General features: G+C 67.4%; 19 protein-coding genes. 8 read left to right on the top strand and 11 right to left on the bottom strand.

The window, feature by feature from the left end:
• Window positions 1-53: 53 nt before the first annotated feature.
• Window positions 54-830 (top strand): CPBP family intramembrane glutamic endopeptidase, encoded by a 777-nt coding sequence (locus EXE63_RS28355; protein WP_168144694.1) that lies wholly within the window; start codon window positions 54-56, stop codon window positions 828-830.
• A 22-nt stretch (window positions 831-852) separates the two neighbouring features.
• Here the strand turns inward: EXE63_RS28355 and EXE63_RS28350 are convergent, their stop codons facing one another.
• From EXE63_RS28350 to EXE63_RS28340, 3 genes are all read right to left on the bottom strand, one after another.
• The gene (locus EXE63_RS28350) at window positions 853-1,155 is read right to left on the bottom strand and encodes a GlsB/YeaQ/YmgE family stress response membrane protein (RefSeq protein WP_168144693.1); all 303 of its coding nucleotides are present in this window, start codon (window positions 1,153-1,155) and stop codon (window positions 853-855) included.
• A 5-nt stretch (window positions 1,156-1,160) separates the two neighbouring features.
• On the bottom strand, window positions 1,161-1,424 hold the full coding sequence (locus EXE63_RS28345; RefSeq protein WP_168144692.1) for a GlsB/YeaQ/YmgE family stress response membrane protein: 264 nt from the start codon (window positions 1,422-1,424) through the stop codon (window positions 1,161-1,163).
• A gap of 210 nt (window positions 1,425-1,634) precedes the next feature.
• Window positions 1,635-2,636 (bottom strand): alanine and proline-rich secreted protein Apa, encoded by a 1,002-nt coding sequence (locus tag EXE63_RS28340; protein ID WP_168144691.1) that lies wholly within the window; start codon window positions 2,634-2,636, stop codon window positions 1,635-1,637.
• A gap of 334 nt (window positions 2,637-2,970) precedes the next feature.
• Here EXE63_RS28340 and EXE63_RS28335 point away from each other — a divergent pair, with 334 nt between their 5' ends.
• The 3 genes from EXE63_RS28335 to EXE63_RS28325 all read left to right on the top strand — a co-directional run bounded on the left by EXE63_RS28335 (window position 2,971) and on the right by EXE63_RS28325 (window position 6,117).
• Window positions 2,971-3,642, top strand: coding sequence for an SDR family oxidoreductase (locus EXE63_RS28335; RefSeq protein ID WP_168144690.1), 672 nt, complete (start codon window positions 2,971-2,973; stop codon window positions 3,640-3,642).
• A gap of 69 nt (window positions 3,643-3,711) precedes the next feature.
• Window positions 3,712-4,638 (top strand): LLM class F420-dependent oxidoreductase, encoded by a 927-nt coding sequence (locus EXE63_RS28330; protein ID WP_168144689.1) that lies wholly within the window; start codon window positions 3,712-3,714, stop codon window positions 4,636-4,638.
• A gap of 93 nt (window positions 4,639-4,731) precedes the next feature.
• Window positions 4,732-6,117 (top strand): type II NADH:quinone oxidoreductase Ndh, encoded by a 1,386-nt coding sequence (locus EXE63_RS28325; RefSeq protein ID WP_168144688.1) that lies wholly within the window; start codon window positions 4,732-4,734, stop codon window positions 6,115-6,117.
• On the opposite strand, the gene EXE63_RS28320 is transcribed toward EXE63_RS28325, so the two are convergent.
• The 8 genes from EXE63_RS28320 to EXE63_RS28285 all read right to left on the bottom strand — a co-directional run bounded on the left by EXE63_RS28320 (window position 6,114) and on the right by EXE63_RS28285 (window position 11,886).
• Window positions 6,114-6,746: an urease accessory protein UreD gene (locus EXE63_RS28320; RefSeq protein ID WP_168144687.1), complete on the bottom strand. Its 633-nt coding sequence runs from the start codon at window positions 6,744-6,746 to the stop codon at window positions 6,114-6,116. The genes EXE63_RS28325 and EXE63_RS28320 overlap by 4 nt on opposite strands.
• A 1-nt stretch (window position 6,747) precedes the next feature.
• The gene (ureG, locus tag EXE63_RS28315) at window positions 6,748-7,428 is read right to left on the bottom strand and encodes an urease accessory protein UreG (protein WP_168144686.1); all 681 of its coding nucleotides are present in this window, start codon (window positions 7,426-7,428) and stop codon (window positions 6,748-6,750) included.
• Window positions 7,429-7,458: 30 nt separating this feature from the next.
• A complete protein-coding gene (locus EXE63_RS28310) occupies window positions 7,459-8,154 on the bottom strand; it encodes an urease accessory protein UreF (RefSeq protein WP_168144685.1) in 696 nt (231 codons plus the stop codon).
• On the bottom strand, window positions 8,154-9,875 hold the full coding sequence (locus EXE63_RS28305) for an urease subunit alpha (protein ID WP_168144684.1): 1,722 nt from the start codon (window positions 9,873-9,875) through the stop codon (window positions 8,154-8,156). The genes EXE63_RS28310 and EXE63_RS28305 overlap by 1 nt, the downstream gene beginning before the upstream one ends.
• Window positions 9,872-10,189: an urease subunit beta gene (locus EXE63_RS28300; RefSeq protein WP_168144683.1), complete on the bottom strand. Its 318-nt coding sequence runs from the start codon at window positions 10,187-10,189 to the stop codon at window positions 9,872-9,874. The genes EXE63_RS28305 and EXE63_RS28300 overlap by 4 nt, the downstream gene beginning before the upstream one ends.
• 12 nt (window positions 10,190-10,201) lie before the next feature.
• Window positions 10,202-10,504: an urease subunit gamma gene (locus EXE63_RS28295; RefSeq protein WP_168144682.1), complete on the bottom strand. Its 303-nt coding sequence runs from the start codon at window positions 10,502-10,504 to the stop codon at window positions 10,202-10,204.
• Between the two features lie 46 nt (window positions 10,505-10,550).
• On the bottom strand, window positions 10,551-10,952 hold the full coding sequence (locus EXE63_RS28290; RefSeq protein WP_168144681.1) for a PaaI family thioesterase: 402 nt from the start codon (window positions 10,950-10,952) through the stop codon (window positions 10,551-10,553).
• 154 nt (window positions 10,953-11,106) lie between these two features.
• Window positions 11,107-11,886 (bottom strand): iron reductase, encoded by a 780-nt coding sequence (locus tag EXE63_RS28285; RefSeq protein ID WP_168144680.1) that lies wholly within the window; start codon window positions 11,884-11,886, stop codon window positions 11,107-11,109.
• A 216-nt stretch (window positions 11,887-12,102) separates the two neighbouring features.
• On the opposite strand from EXE63_RS28285, the gene EXE63_RS28280 reads away from it, so the two are divergent.
• The 4 genes from EXE63_RS28280 (at window position 12,103) to EXE63_RS28265 (ending at window position 16,538) form a co-directional block, all read left to right on the top strand.
• The gene (locus EXE63_RS28280) at window positions 12,103-12,519 is read left to right on the top strand and encodes a BlaI/MecI/CopY family transcriptional regulator (RefSeq protein ID WP_105366471.1); all 417 of its coding nucleotides are present in this window, start codon (window positions 12,103-12,105) and stop codon (window positions 12,517-12,519) included.
• Window positions 12,520-12,533: 14 nt separating this feature from the next.
• Window positions 12,534-13,481: a M56 family metallopeptidase gene (locus EXE63_RS28275; protein WP_168144679.1), complete on the top strand. Its 948-nt coding sequence runs from the start codon at window positions 12,534-12,536 to the stop codon at window positions 13,479-13,481.
• A 65-nt stretch (window positions 13,482-13,546) separates the two neighbouring features.
• The gene (gene gnd / locus EXE63_RS28270) at window positions 13,547-15,001 is read left to right on the top strand and encodes an NADP-dependent phosphogluconate dehydrogenase (RefSeq protein WP_168144678.1); all 1,455 of its coding nucleotides are present in this window, start codon (window positions 13,547-13,549) and stop codon (window positions 14,999-15,001) included.
• 100 nt (window positions 15,002-15,101) lie between these two features.
• Complete coding sequence (locus EXE63_RS28265) at window positions 15,102-16,538, top strand: GuaB1 family IMP dehydrogenase-related protein (protein ID WP_168144677.1); 1,437 nt, start codon at window positions 15,102-15,104, stop codon at window positions 16,536-16,538.
• Window positions 16,539-16,555 lie beyond the last annotated feature (17 nt).

The following is a 16,555-nucleotide window of genomic DNA, read 5'->3' as shown; positions in this document are numbered from 1 at the left end:
CGTGTCAGTTCGCTAACTTAGGTAGACAACCACGGCACGTACACTTGCAGACAATGTCTGACGCCGGCGCGATGGCTTCACCGATCGAAATGCCTGCCCATCCGCTGGTTGGGCAGCTGTCGGCGCTGCACCATTTTCGGGTCTACGTCGATGTGGGTGTCGTCGTGGTGGTGCTCGCCCTCACCAATCTGGTCGCGCATTTCACCACTCCGTGGGCCAATGTCGTGATCGTGCCCGCCGCGGCAGTCGGTCTGGTCATCCTGGTGCGCTCGCGCGGTCTCGGCTGGTCCGAGCTCGGCCTGGGCCGCGAGCAGTGGCGTTCGGGCGCTGGGTACGCCGCGGCCGTCGTGGGGATCGTGCTGCTGGTCATCGCGATCGGCGCCCTACTGCCGTGGACGCGCCCGATGTTCATGAACAACCACTACGCGACGCTGTCGGGCGCGCTACTCGCGTCGATGGTGATCATCCCGCTGCAGACCGTCATCCCCGAGGAACTGGCCTTTCGCGGTGTGCTGCACGGTGCGCTGGACCGCGCCTGGGGCGTCCGCGGGGTGGCCGCCGCCGGATCGCTGTTGTTCGGCCTGTGGCACATCGCCAGTTCGTTCGGACTCACCAGCGGCAATGTCGGGTTTTCCCGCATCCTCGGTGGCGGTGTGTTCGGCATGGTGGCCGGCGTCGTCGGTGCAGTGATCGCGACCGCAGCGGCCGGCTTCGTCTTCACCTGGCTGCGCCGGCGCAGTGGCAGTCTGATCGCGCCGATCGCACTGCACTGGTCACTGAACGGGATGGGCGCACTGGCCGCCGCGCTCGTGTGGCACGCGTCCACCTGAGCGCGGCGCCCATGCGCCTAAGTCAGGACTTCTTTCGGATGAGACCGACGATCCACAAAAGAAGCACCGCGCCAAGCAGCGAGGTGAAGAAAGTGAACCACCGTCGGCCCTCAACGACATCGACGCCGAGCTTTTCCAGTAAGAAACCGCCCAAGAAACCGCCAATGATACCGACGACAATGTTCAGCACGATGCCTTGTCCACCGCCGCGCATGATCTTGCCGGCCAACCAACCCGCGATACCGCCGATGACGATGTAGCTCAGCCAGCTCACAGCCGTCGGCGGCGCAAAGGCCAAAAATTCTTGACCGGCAAGCATTTTCATCCTGGCTATTTCTTGGTCGCCGCGGTGTAGCCCAGGGTCAGAACCGCTGCCGCAGCGATGCTGATTGCCCACCTAATCCAGTCGATACCGCCGGTGTTGGCGTTTCCCTCACTGGCGACGAGGCCCCAGACCCAATAACCGATGAGGGCACCGGCTATGCCTAAGACGATGGTTATCACCCATCCGATCGACTGCTTACCGGGAATGACCAGACGCGCCAGCACGCCGATCACTGCGCCGAAGATGATGGTTCCGATGATGGTGCCCATGAGACATCCTCCCTGGGCCCGACATGGCTGACAGGCCCATATCTATGGAATACCAACCCAAGGTAACGATCATGCCCAAGAAATGGCCACGATCTCCCATCGCCACGGCGACGCAATGTCGCCCTGAGACGCAATGTCGCCCTGAGGAGGCCGCCGCGGATATGGATCCGCGCTGCGGCCCTCAGGGCGACATTGCGTCGGTCGTGACGACTACGCCGGCAGCATCCCGGGGGCGCTGTTCGGGTCGACAGGCACCGGGACACCGACGCCGGGACGCGGCGGCGGCGCGTTGGGGTCCGGCGGGGGTGCGTTCGGATCCGGCGGCGGCGGAGGCGCGTTCGGGTCCGGCGGCGGCGGCGGTGGCGGCGGGCTCCACGGCCGGATCGACTGGGCCAGCGTCACCGCGGCACCCTTGTCCACCGGGTTGTTCGCCGTACCGAGCCACACCACGAACCAGCGCTCGGGTGCGCGCTGACCGCGGGCTGCCGCGGTGGGGGCACCGACCACACCGGCCCAGATCTGTCCGGTCGGCTTGCTGGTGTCGGTGAATTTCACCTCGTAGTAGGAGGCGGTGCCGGTGAGATCACCTGCCGTCAGCGGCACGGTCTCCTGGCCGAGGCGGGTCCCCGGGAAAGGCATGAAGAACTCGCCCATATCGGAGGCCAGTCGGGCTGCCGCCTTGGCGTTGTCGGCCTCGGAACCGGCGAACAACTTCATGTCGAGGCGGCCCAGCAGCACGCTGGTGTCGTTCGGCGGCTGCTCGGTACCGGGCGGCGGGATCTTGGTCAGCAGCGCCTGCCCGTAGGACAACTGGGTGGCGTCGGCCACCTTCCACCCCTCGGGCAGGAGATAGCTGAAACCACCGGGAGCGTTGTTGACGCGGCCCGGTTCCGGCTCCGGCGGGGGCGGCGGAGCGTTGGGATCGACGGGCGGCGCGTTCGGATCGGGCGGTGGTGGCGGCACGCCCGGAGGCAGCGGTGCGGCGGGCGGCGGCGGAGCGGCGGGCGGCGGCGGAGCGTTCGGATCGGCCGGCGGCGGCGGGGGCGGCGGCGTCGGTTCAGCGGGGGCGGGGGCCGGCGCGGGTGGCACCGGTTCCGCGTGCGACACCGCGACCGGAAGGGTCAGGGCCGCCGCGGACGCAACCGCTACAGCGACCGTAAGCCTCTTGCCGAGCCGCTTGCGGTGTGAGGAATTCACGTCCGACTGATCCATGGTGAAGAAACTACCGTGTTACGGCCGTGACGCAAGTGTGAGTTGCTCATTGAGTGTCAAGCTGAGACGTTGCTGAGAACCTCTAAAGCCTACGCAGATACCGATGCGCAGCGTTGCTGATTTTACGTGCCCACGACGGAGTCCACCGATGGCGCTCGGGTGTGCCGTCCACGCCCCGGTGGGGTTCTCACCCCTTACGTCGCCGGCGCCCCGGGATCCGTTACGCGACGTTGCCGGCCATTCGCACACCCGGCGCGTCTGATTTCCCCAGCTAGCTACTGTCCAGTAACATGACCGTCACTCGCTGGCTTCAGCGCTGAACCAAGGAGGTCCCATGGAGTTGCTCGTCACCGGTGGCGATACCGAACTGGGCCGTGTCATCGCAAGTGGGTTCCGCGACGAGGGCCACAACGTGGTGATCGCCGGAGCGCAGCGCGCCGAGCTCGAAGTGGCCGCCAAGGAACTCGACGTCGACTACGTGGTCTTCGACAACAACGATCCAGCCAGTCTCGAAGCCGCTCGCGGCGCCTTCCCTCAGCACCTCGACGGCATCATCAATGTGCCCGCCCCGCGCTGGGACGCCGGCGACCCCCGCACCCACACGCTGACCGACCGTGCGTCGGCCTGGCGCCACGCGCTGGACACCACGGTGTTGTCCGCGGTCCTGACGGTGTCGATACTGGGCGACCAGCTGAGTTCGGGCGGCTCGATCGTCAACGTGGTGGCGTCGAATCCCGCCGACGGCAGCGCCGACGCCGCTGTCAAGGCGGCGCTGTCGAACTGGACCTCCGGTCAGGCCGCCCACTTCGGCGTCCGCGGCATCACCATCAACCTCGTCGCAGCCGGCCGTGGCGTCGACCCCGGCTACGACGGCCTCGGCGGCTCCCCCACCACGACTGCCGATGAAATCACCCGTCTGGCACTGTTTCTCACCACACCGTCGGCCAGGCACATCACCGGCGAGACGCTGCACGTCAGCCAGGGTGCGCTCGCCAACTTCGGCTGAGATATTCCCGTGTTCGCCCCGAGCTAAAACGGGGTGACCGCTCCGCTTAGTTGTGGTTTCGTGAGTCCCATGGCGATTCGACTCGGACTCCAGATCCCCAACTTTTCCTACGGCACCAGCATCTCCGAACTGTTCCCCACCGTCATCGCGCAGGCGAAGGAAGCCGAGAATGCCGGCTTCGACTCGGTTTTCGTGATGGACCACTTCTACCAACTGCCCGGCCTCGGCGCACCCGAGGAGCCGATGCTGGAGGCCTACACGGCACTCGGCGCACTGGCCACCGCCACCGAACGGGTCCAACTGGGCACCCTGGTCACCGGCAACACCTACCGCAATCCCACGGTGCTGGCCAAGGCCATCACCACGCTGGACGTGATCAGCCAGGGCCGCGCCATCCTGGGCATCGGCACCGGCTGGTTCGAACTGGAGCATGACAGCCTGGGCTTCGAGTTCGGCACCTTCACCGACCGCTTCAAAAAGCTCGACGAGGCCCTGCAGATCATCGTGCCGATGCTCAAGGGCGAGCGCGTGACCGTCGACGGCGCCTACTACAAGACTCAGGAAGCCTTCGCCAATCCCCGCTTCCGCGAGCACATTCCGCTGATGATCGGCGGCAGCGGCGAGAAGAAGACCATCCCACTGGCCGCGCGGCACTTCGACCACCTCAACATCATCGCCGGATTCGACGAGCTGCCCCGCAAGCTGGCTGTGGTCAAGGAGAACTGCGAGAAGATCGACCGCGATCCCGCCACGCTGGAGACGAGCATGCTGGTGATCGCCTTGATCGGCGAGCAGTTCACCGCGGACATGATCCCCGACGACTTCAAACAGCAGGCGGTCTTCGGCACGCCGGAGCAGGTCGCCGAGCAGATCAAGGAGAAGGTCTACGACGTCGGTGTCGACGGGGTCATCCTCAGCCCGGTGACGATGGGCGGTTACGTACCCGGCGGCGTCACTGCGGTGGCCGAGGCATTGAAGCCCGTGATCGGCGGGTGAACTCTTGGTCGGTGCGCCATCTCACCGCGCTGGTGGGATGGCCACCGACTACCCTAGGGTTGTATTGACAAAGTACTTCGCTAGGAGCGTCAGATGAGCCACCCGGGAGCTACGGCATCGGATCGGCACAAGGTCGTCATCGTCGGTTCGGGTTTCGGTGGATTGAACACCGCACAGGCACTCAAGCGTGCCGATGTCGACATCAAGTTGATCGCCCGTACCACCCACCACCTGTTCCAGCCGCTGCTGTACCAGGTGGCCACCGGCATCATCTCCGAGGGCGAGATCGCGCCGCCGACCCGGCTGATCCTGCGCAAGCAGGAGAACGCCCAGGTGCTGCTCGGTGACGTGACCCATGTCGACCTGGAGAACCAGACGATCGACTCCGTCCTGCTGGGCCATACCTACCGCACGCCGTATGACACCTTGATCCTGGCCGCAGGTGCAGGTCAGTCATATTTCGGCAACGATCACTTCGCCGAGTTCGCACCCGGCATGAAGACCATCGACGACGCGCTGGAGCTGCGTGGCCGCATCCTCGGCGCCTTCGAGCAGGCCGAGCGGTCGAGTGATCCGGAGCGCCGCAAGAAGCTGCTGACGTTCGTCGTCATCGGTGCCGGACCGACCGGCGTGGAGATGGCCGGCCAGATCCAGGAGCTGGCGGACCAGACGCTCAAGGGCAGCTTCCGGCATATCGACCCCACCGAGGCGCACGTCATCCTGCTCGACGCCGCGCCCGCGGTCCTTCCGCCGATGGGCGAGAAGCTCGGCCTCAAGGCCAAGGAGCGGCTGGAGAAGATGGGCGTCGAGATTCAGCTCAATGCCATGGTCACCGATGTCGACCGCAATGGCATCACCGTCAAGGACAAGGACGGCACCATCCGACGCATCGAATCGGCGTCCAAGGTGTGGTCCGCAGGCGTGCAGGCCAGCCCGCTCGGTAAGGATCTGGCCGCCCAGTCCGAGACCGAGATCGATCGTGCCGGCCGCGTCAAGGTCAACCCGGACCTGTCGATCCCCGGTCACCCCAACGTGTTCGTGGTCGGCGATATGGCGTTCGTCGACGGCGTGCCGGGTATGGCACAGGGCGCCATCCAGGGCGCCAAGTACGTCGCCGCGATCATCAAGAACGAGGCCGCTGCACGCGCACACGGCACCAAGCCCAAGCCCCGGGTGCCGTTCAAGTACTTCGACAAGGGCTCGATGGCCACCGTGTCAAAGTGGAACGCCGTGGCCAAGGTCGGCAAGCTCGAGTTCGGCGGCTTCATCGCCTGGCTCGCGTGGCTGGGGCTGCACCTGATCTACCTGGTGGGCTTCAAGACCAAGATCGCCACCTTGCTCTCTTGGGCGGTGACGTTCCTGAGCCGCCAGCGTGGTCAGCTGACCATCACCGAGCAGCAGGCCTACGCCCGCACCAGGATCGAGGAACTCGAGGAGATCGCCGCCTCGGTGCAGGAACGCGAGAAGGCGGCCAGTTAGCCGCCCAATCGCTGTCCCTGCCACGTCGACAGACTGCCTCCACCGGCCAGTTCCAGGACGGTGCCGGGGCTGTCGAATCCGGTTTCCGGATAACGCAGTTCGCTGACACACGCCAGCGGTGTGCCCAGCTCGTCGTCGGCCACCGATCCCGCGCCCAGCTCCACCCGGTGCCGTAGCAGCGGCGTGCCGTCCACATCGGCGTGCAGCGCCGAGGTCCAGAATCCTTGGTCCTCACCGGTTCTGCCGATCTGCGCGCTTTCGCGCACCCGTGCCGTCGCGGACTGGCCTACCCGCAGCCGGGTGCTGGTGTGGTGGCACGCGTCGCCCGCGATGACAGTGGGCTGGGGATCGAGGTCGAGCTCACCTGCGACCTCCAGATCCCAGAAGCTGTGCGACACCACGCTTCCCGCACCCGGGAGCGCGACGCTGGCCGCGACACTGCGCACCCGCAGCCGCGCACCGGCCTCCACGACGATCCGCACCGAGATGACATCCCCGCCAAGCGGTGTCGCCGCGGCCGACAGCAGGTGTACGACGTCGGGCTCGGTGCGACGCGCGGCGAGCCCGCCCGCGCATTCGATGTGCGGGCCGCGGCCGGGCCGCGCCACCAGCAGGACGTCGGAACGCATCTCAGCCCGCGACCGGTACCCGTAGCTGCTTGTGCACCCACTGCAGCACCGGGCCGGCGGTCGGGTCGTCGGTGAGCGAGATGAGCACGAAGGGACGGTCTCCCCGCACCTGGGTGGAATCCCGGCGCATCACGTCCAGATCGGCGCCGACCATGGGTGCGAGGTCGGTCTTGTTGATCACCAACAGATCCGAGAAGGTCACCCCTGGCCCACCCTTGCGCGGCACCTTGTCACCGCCGGCCACGTCGACGACGAAGATCTGCACGTCGATGAGGCCGGAGGAGAAGGTGGCGGTCAGGTTGTCGCCGCCGGACTCGACCAGGATCAGATCCAGACCCGGATTGGCGGCGATGAGATCGTCGATGGCATCCAGATTGGCGGTGATGTCATCGCGGATGGCGGTGTGCGGGCAGCCTCCGGTCTGCACCGCGGCGATGCGCTCGTCGGGCAGGACGGCATGCCTGCGCAGGAAGTCGGCGTCCTCGGTGGTGTAGATGTCGTTGGTCAGCACGGCCAGCGAGATCTCATCGCGCAGCTGACGGCACAGCGCGGCCACCAGGGCCGTCTTGCCGGACCCCACCGGGCCGCCCACGCCGATGCGCAGCGGCTCCCCCGGCTGACGCACCCGCTTGGGCCGGTCGGCATGGGTGTGCGGTTCGCCGTCGATGAAATGTGGTGGCATATATGGACCTTTCGACTCGGCTCAGGAATTTCAGGAGAAGAACAGTGGCCGCTCGCGCGCAGCGTGCCCCTCGGCCAGCACGTCGAGCAGCGGATCGGACAGGTCGGCGAGCTCCTTGACGGCCAGTGCGGCGGTCTGCTCGCACAGCGCGGATAACTCGAAGGTCAGTGCCGCGACATCGGCCGGATCCAGCGCCAGCAGCCGTTGCGCGGCCGTGGCCGACCCGGTCATGGTGGTGTACACCACCGACAGCGCGGTGTGTTCGGGAGCCATCGCGCCGGCGATACCGACCGCGCCCGTCGCCACTGCGAGGTGCGGCTTGGATCCGAGTGCACCCCAGGGGTGCTCCGGCCACACCCGTTTGGCCAGCCGCAGCAGTCCGCGGCCCTGCGCCCGCGAAGCCGTCCGTGCCGCCGGCGACGGCGTGCGGGCATCGGTTTCGGCGTCGGCGGCATCGATCGCCAGACTGCCGGTGTGCACCGCGGCCGCCAGGGACGCACTCACCAGGCCCTGACTGCGGATCCGGCGACACAGGTAGGCCCGCAGCGTGGTGACGCCGGTGACCCGCCCCGCGGTGATCGCCTCTTCGATGCCGCCGGAGTGCACGTGACCGCCGGTCGGCAGCCGGGAATCGGCCAGCGTGAGAAGTGTTGCCAGGGACGACGGCGAGCCAAGCGACGGGAAGTTCGGCTCGGGCGAGCGCAGCGACGGGGAATGGGCGAACATCAGAACAAGAAGTAACGCTGCGCCATCGGCAGTTCGGTGGCCGGCTGCTCCTGCCAGACCTCGCCGTCGATGCGGACGGTGAAGCTATCGGAGTCGACCTCGATCCGCGGCAATGCGTCGTTGAGCGGCATCTGGGCCTTGCCCACCTGCCGTACGTTGCCCACCGCCAGCAGCCGTCGCTTGACGTCGAGCCGGTCGCCCAGGCCGTCCTCGAGCGCTTGCGGTGCCACGAAATGCACCGACGTGGCCGCCGCAGCGGCGGGCGCGGCGCCGAACATCGGCCGGGGCAGCACCGGTTGCGGGGTCGGAATGGAGGCATTGGCATCGCCCATCGCCGCCCAGGCGATCATGCCGCCCTTGATGACGGCGTGCGGGCGGACACCGAAGAAGGCCGGCTCCCACAACACCAGATCGGCCAGTTTGCCGACCTCCACCGAACCGATCTCGTGATCCATCCCGTGCGCCACCGCGGGGCAGATGGTGTACTTCGCGACATAGCGACGGGCCCGGTTGTTGTCGGCCCGCACGTCGCCTTCCAGGAAGCCTCTGCGGCGCTTCATGACATGCGCGGTCTGCCAGGTGCGCAACACCACTTCGCCGATACGCCCCATGGCCTGGGCGTCGCTGCCGATCATCGAGATCGCGCCGATATCGTGCAGCAGATCCTCTGCGGCGATGGTCGAGGGGCGGATCCGGCTTTCCGCGAACGCGAGATCTTCGGGGATTCGCGGGTTGAGATGGTGACACACCATCAACATGTCCAGATGCTCGTCGAGAGTGTTGACGGTGTGCGGGCGGGTCGGGTTCGTCGAACTCGGCAGCACGTTGGGTTCCCCCGCGACCGTGATGATGTCGGGTGCATGCCCGCCGCCCGCGCCCTCGGTGTGGTAGGCGTGGATGGACCGGCCCTTCACCGCGGCCAGGGTGTCCTCCACGAACCCCATCTCGTTGAGTGTGTCGGTGTGGATGTTGGCCTGCACGCCGGCGGCCTCGGACACGGTCAGGCAGGCGTCGATCGCGGCTGGCGTGGTGCCCCAGTCCTCGTGCAGCTTGAATCCGGCTGCACCACCGCGCAATTGCTCCCACATCGCCTCATGGCTGACGGTGTTGCCCTTGCCCAGCAGCGCGATGTTGAGCGGCCAGGTGTCCAGCGCTTCCAACATCCGTGCCAGGTGCCAGGAACCGGGGGTCACGGTGGTGGCCTTGCTGCCCTCCGCCGGCCCGGTCCCGCCGGCGACGATGGTGGTGATGCCGCCGCCGAGGGCCTCCTCCATGATCTGCGGACAGATCAGGTGGACGTGACAGTCGATGGCGCCCGCGGTGACGATGCGGCCGTTGCCGGAAATGACCTCGGTGGACGGGCCGACCACCAGGTCGGGGTGCACCCCGGACATGATGTCGGGGTTTCCCGCCTTGCCGATCGCCACGATACGGCCATCGCGGATCCCGATATCGGCCTTGATGATTCCCCAGTAGTCGAGGATCACCGCACCGGTGATGACGGTGTCCGGCGCACCGTCGGCCCGGGTGGCCCGGCTCTGGCCCATCGATTCGCGCAGCACCTTGCCGCCACCGAACACCGCTTCGTCACCGGCCAATTCCGGTCCGCCGCTGCGATCCTCGGTGATCTCGATGAACAGGTCGGTATCGGCCAGCCGGATCCGGTCGCCGGCGGTGGGACCGTACAACGCGGCGTAACGGTCGCGGGAGAGGTAGGTCACTGTGGCGCGTCCAATCTGCCCGGTGGATTCAGCGAAAGCCCGTACACCTCACGCGTGCCGCTCAGTGGAACCAACGAAACGTGCTGGGCGATGCCGGGTTCGAAGCGCACCGCGGTGCCGGCGGGGATGTCGAGACGGTGCCCGTGCGCGGCATCGCGATCGAATTCCAGCGCCGAGTTCGCCTGCGGCAGGTGCACATGACTGCCCACCTGCACCGGCCGATCCCCGCTGTTGACCACATCGAGCGAGATGCGCGGCGCGCCCGGACTGAGGCCGATATCGCCGTCACCGAAGACGATCTCACCTGGGTACATGGCACACCCCTGTCACGGAATCGGATGGTGGACGGTGACGAGCTTGGTGCCGTCCGGGAAGGTCGCCTCGACCTGGACGTCATGGAGCATCTCCGGCACACCGTCCATGACCTGCTCACGGGTCAGCACGTCGCGACCGCTGACCATCAGCTCGGACACCGTGCGTCCGTCGCGCGCGCCTTCCAGGATGTGGTCGGTGATCAGCGCGACGGCTTCGGGATGGTTCAGCCGCAGCCCTCGGTCCTGCCGTCGCCGAGCGAGCTCGGCCGCGTAGGAAATGAGTAACCGCTCTTGTTCATGCGGCGTTAAACGCATAGTGCGCGATACTGCCACGCCTCGGGCGAATCAGCAGCGCTCACCGTTATTCGGCGACGTTCTGCAGCCGAACCTGGCCGCGCGCCACCGTGCGGTCATCCTCGTCGGTGATGGTGATCAGCCACAGCTGCTGCCGCCGGCCCCGGTGGATCGGCGTCGAAACCGCCGTCACCGTGCCGGATTTGATGGCACGCAGGAAATCGGTGTTGTTGTTCACACCGACGACGGTCCCGCCGCCGTGCTCGGCGAGCCAGACGTGTCCGGAGACGCTGGCGAGGCTTTCCACGATGGCGCAGTAGACGCCGCCGTGGACGATCCCCCAGGGCTGCTTCACCTTGTCGGTGATCTCCAGACGGGCACGTCCGCCGTCGGGGGTCACCTCCAGGTATTGCAGTCCCAATTCGCTGTCGAAGCCGGCGCCGAGGCCGGGAGGCAGAGATGCGGTCACGAGATCTGTGTCTACACGGTCTGATCACCGAATGCGGAAGGGCCCCACGCGTAATGCGTGGGGCCCTTCCTTCGAGTGGACCGGGGGTCTCTGCAGCCCTCAGGACTCCGGCTCGGTCCGTTAGCCTCGCACCTAAATAATAGGCAAGGCTGCCCTAATTTAGCAAGGCCTTCCCTGCGGCAATCCTGCTGGCGCCGCGCACCGGCAGGCCGAACCCGACCAAGGCGTCGAGGATCGCCTGGCCGCGGCACATGCTCGTCAGCTCACTGGACCCGGCCAGCAGGGGTACCTGGGTCGACGCGCCGACCACGGCCGCTCCCACGATGTTCCACATCGACGCGATCGAGATGGCGCCGTCACTGACCTCATAGAGCTTGGCGAACAGCGGAGCCAGCGCCCGGTGACTGCGATGGGCCACCCAGGTCGTCAGGGCCGCCTCACTGGGCAGCGCCACGATGCCGTCGCGCGTGGTGCGCACCGTGCCGACCGTGGCACGTTGCGCCAGGTGGGGATCGTCCGGCAGTGCGCGCAGCGTCGGGTCAACTACCCCGACCCAGTCGATGGCACCTTCGGAATCGACGTGCACCCACAGGTTCTCCAGCCCGGTGTCCCACGCGCGGCCTTCCAGCGCGATCAATGGCACCACCCGCCCGATCACGACATGAGACAGCGTCGCCGCCAGCTGCTGCGCGACCGCGGCGCGGCTGTCGGTCTCGGCGACCGCGGCGTCGAACATGGTGCGCAGGCGGTCGGTGGTCATCACCTCGACCAGCGGCCACCAACGCCGCCGGGACAGATCACCCATCACCGCCACGCCGTAGACCCGCGGACATTCGGGATAGAGCTCCCGCAGTCGCCGGCTGGACTCATGTAGCGGCAGTGCCCGCCTAATCGACATGCGTGCGATCAGCGGATCGTCGACCACGACCGTCATCAGCACCTCCTTCTTCGGTTAGGTTAGCCTTACTATAGTCATCGGCGTCAAGCGGGCCAGTACCTGTGACTCGACTCACAGGTATCTCGGAAACGGGCCGTGACCGGCGCAGGAGAGTACGGCTCCAGGCAACCGACCTGGCGCGTAGATGGGATACGACGCACGGTAGTAACCGCGTAGTACCCTTGTTCCATTGCTCAGGAGAGTGAACAGAACATGGCCAAGTTGACGCGGCTCGGGGAACTCGAGCGCGAAGTGATGGACCACCTCTGGACATCGCGCGAACCACAAACGGTGCGGCAGGTCCACGAGGCCCTTGCTGCGCGCCGCGACCTCGCCTACACCACGATCATGACGGTCCTGCAGCGGCTGGCGAAGAAGAATCTCGTCGTCCAGCATCGCGATGACCGCGCCCACCGCTACGCCCCCACCCACGGCCGCGACGAGCTCGTCGCCGGACTGATGGTCGACGCACTCGACCAGGTCTCGGACTCCGGCAGCCGGGAGGCCGCTCTGGTGCATTTCGTCGAACGAGTGGGCGCGGATGAGGCTGACGCGCTGCGCCGCGCACTCGCCGAACTGGAATCCAAGCACCGGGTTGTCCCACCGGCTGGTAATTCGGGTACCGGCTGAGGGACACTGACGACGTGTCCGCGCTGGCCTTCTCCATCGTCGCGCTGGTGCTCGTCGGTCCGGTCCCCGCGCTCCTCGCGCGCGCATCCTGGCCCCTACGCGCGCCGCGCGCCGCCATCGTGCTCTGGCAGGCCATCGCACTCGCCGCGGTGCTCTCGGCGTTCTCCGCCGGTATCGCCATCGCCAGCCGGCTGTTCGTCCCCGGCCCCGACGGCCGCCCCACCGCCACACTGACCAGCGAAATCGCGGTCCTGGGCTGGCCACTGTGGGCGCTGTACGTGGTGGTCTTCGCACTCACCCTGATGATCGGCGCGCGGTTGATCATCGCGGTCGTGCTGGTGGCCATCGCCACCCGGCGACGACGCGCCCATCACCGCATGGTCGTCGACCTCGTCGGCATGTCCCGCGACGTCGTGCGCACCCCCGCCCGTCGGCCCAGCGGACTGCGCGTCCTTGGCGTCGCCCAACCGATGGCCTACTGCCTGCCCGGTGTGCGCAGCCGCGTGGTGGTCAGCGAGGGCGCGCTGACCACGCTCTCGGAATCCGAGGTCTCGGCCATCCTCAGCCACGAACGAGCCCACCTGCGGGCCCGCCACGATCTGGTGCTGGAGATGTTCACCGCCGTGCACGCCGCGTTTCCGCGGTTCGTCCGCAGCGGTAACGCCCTCGACGCCGTCCGGCTGCTCATCGAACTGCTCGCCGACGACGCCGCCGTCCGGGTCGCCGGGCCCACTCCCCTGGCCCGTGCGCTGGTCGCGTGCGCCGGCGGGCGCACCCCGTCCGGTGCGCTGGCCGCCGGCGGACCGACCACCGTGGTGCGCGTGCAGCGGCTCTGCGGCGAGGGCAATAGTCTTGCCCTGGCAGTGGCGGCCTACACCGCCGCGGCTGCGATCCTGATCATTCCCACGGTGGCGCTGGCACTTCCCTGGCTCACCGAGCTGCACCGCTTGTTCAGTCACTAGGGCATAAACCCCGAACCGGCGGCGATTCAACCATCGAAGACGTAGACGACACGAAAGGCTGCCGCATGACCAGTTCGGGCAACACCGGTAAGGCACAGATCGGGGTCACCGGCCTCGCGGTCATGGGATCCAACATCGCGCGGAACTTCGCCCGGCACGGCTACACCGTTGCGCTACACAACCGCTCGATCGCCAAAACCGATGCGCTGCTGGCCGAGCACGGCTCCGAGGGCAATTTCGTGCGCAGCGAGACGATCGCCGAGTTCCTCGACGCGCTGGAGAAGCCGCGCCGCGTGCTGATCATGGTCAAGGCCGGTGACCCGACCGACGCCGTCATCAATGAGCTCGCCGACGCGATGGAGGAAGGCGACATCATCATCGACGGCGGCAACGCGCTCTACACCGACACCATCCGCCGCGAGAAGGCGATCCGGGAGCGGGGTCTGCACTTCGTCGGCGCCGGCATCTCCGGCGGTGAGGAGGGCGCGCTCAACGGCCCGTCGATCATGCCCGGCGGCCCCGCCGAGTCCTATGTCTCGCTGGGTCCGCTGCTGGAGGAGATCTCTGCGCACGTCGACGGGGTGCCGTGTTGCACCCACATCGGCCCCGATGGCGCCGGGCACTTCGTGAAGATGGTGCACAACGGCATCGAGTACTCCGACATGCAGCTCATCGGCGAGGCCTACCAACTGCTGCGCGACGGCCTGGGCCTGGCCGCCGGACAGATCGCCGACGTCTTCACCGACTGGAACTCCGGCGATCTGGACAGCTACCTGGTGGAGATCACCGCCGAGGTGCTGCGCCAGGTCGACGCGAAGACCGGCACGCCGCTGGTCGATCTGATCCTCGACGAGGCCGAGCAGAAGGGCACCGGACGCTGGACGGTGAAGTCCGCGCTCGATCTGGGTGTACCCGTCACCGGCATCGCCGAAGCGGTGTTCGCCCGCGCACTGTCGGGCTCGGTGGCCCAGCGCAAGGCCACCACCGGCCTGGCCTCCGGCGATCTCGGCAAAAAACCAACGGATGCAGCGCAATTCACCGAGGACATCCGGCAGGCGCTCTACGCCTCCAAGATCATCGCCTACGCCCAGGGCTTCAACCAGATCCAGGCCGGCAGCGCCGAGTACAACTGGGACATCACCCCCGGCGACATGGCCACCATCTGGCGCGGCGGCTGCATCATCCGGGCCAAGTTCCTCAACCGCATCAAGGACGCCTTCGACAATGATGCCGACCTGCCCACCCTGATCGTCGACCCGTACTTCCGCGACGCCATCGAGGCTGCCATCGACAGCTGGCGCCGCGTCGTGGTCAAGGCCACCGAACTGGGCATCCCGATCCCCGGTTTCAGCTCCGCGCTGTCCTACTACGACGGCCTGCGCACCGAGCGGCTGCCTGCGGCGCTGACCCAGGGCCTGCGCGACTTCTTCGGCGCGCACACCTACGGCCGCATCGACACCGACCGCGACAAGCGTTTCCACACCCTGTGGAGCGGCGACCGCAGCGAGGTCGAGGCCTGAGTTTTACCCGCGAGCAGTCATAAATGGCCCCAAATAGGGCAGCTATCTCTGCCATTTGCGTCTGCTCGCGGGATGTTCGGAGCCCACTAGACTTACGGGCGTGCAGTTCCTCAACGGTCACACCCCGCCCTACGACTTGACCTACAACGACGTCTTCGTCGTGCCCGGACACTCCGATGTGGCGTCCCGCTTCGATGTGGACCTGTCCACTGTCGACGGATCGGGCACCACCATCCCGGTGGTGGTGGCGAACATGACCGCCGTCGCGGGCCGCCGGATGGCCGAGACGGTGGCGCGCCGCGGCGGCATCGTGGTGTTGCCCCAGGATCTGCCGCTGTCGGTGGTGCAGCACACCGTGGACTTCGTGAAGAGCCGCGATCTGGTCGTCGACACCCCGGTCATCCTGGGCCCCGAGGACTCCGTCTCCGATGCGATGGCGCTGATCCACAAGCGGGCGCACGGCGCGGCGGTGGTGGTCTTCGAGGGCAGGCCGATCGGCGTGGTCACCGAGGCCTCCTGCGCGGGCGTGGACCGGTTCGCCCGGGTCCGCGACATCGCCATCAGCGACTTCATCACCGCGCCGGCCGGCACCGAACCGCGCAAGGTGTTCGACCTGCTCGAGCATGCCCCCGTCGACATCGCGGTGCTCACCGATGACAACGGCGAACTCACCGGTGTGCTGACCCGCACCGGCGCCATCCGCGCGGGCATCTACACCCCCGCGGTGGACGCCTCGGGTCGGCTGCGCATCGCCGCCGCGGTCGGCATCAACGGTGACGTCGGCGCCAAGGCCCGCGGCCTCGCCGAGGCCGGGGCGGACCTGCTCGTGATCGACACCGCACACGGTCATCAGGCCAAGATGCTCGAGGCCATCGCGGTGGTCGCCTCACTCGATCTGGGTCTGCCGATCGCCGCCGGGAACGTGGTGTCCGCCGAGGGCACCCGCGACCTGATCGGCGCGGGTGCCTCCATCGTCAAGGTCGGTGTCGGCCCCGGCGCGATGTGCACCACCCGCATGATGACCGGCGTCGGGCGCCCACAGTTCTCCGCCGTCGTCGAATGTTCTTCGGCAGCAAAGGAACTCGGCGGTCACGTGTGGGCCGACGGCGGGGTGCGCCACCCCCGCGACGTGGCCCTGGCCCTTGCCGCGGGTGCCTCCAACGTGATGATCGGCTCCTGGTTCGCCGGCACCTACGAATCACCCGGCGACCTGCTGCGCGACCGGGACGGACAGCCCTTCAAGGAGAGCTACGGGATGGCCTCCAAACGCGCGGTGGCCGCGCGCACCGCCGCCGACAGCGCCTTCGACCGGGCCCGCAAGGGTCTGTTCGAAGAGGGCATCTCCAGCTCCCGGATGGCTCTCGACGCGGCGCGCGGCGGTGTGGAGGACCTGCTCGACCACATCACCTCCGGGGTGCGCAGCACCTGCACCTACGTCGGCGCCACGACGCTGCCCGAACTGCACGACAAGGTCGTCCTCGGCGTGCAGTCGGCCGCCGGCTTCGCCGAAGGACACCCGCTGCCCACCGGTTGGTGATTCCGCGGGCCCGATCC

This window comes from Mycolicibacterium frederiksbergense (assembly GCF_012223425.1).
GTDB lineage: Bacteria > Actinomycetota > Actinomycetes > Mycobacteriales > Mycobacteriaceae > Mycobacterium > Mycobacterium frederiksbergense.
Note: the sequence above shows the minus strand (reverse complement) of the source record. Positions and strands in the feature narration are given on the sequence as shown.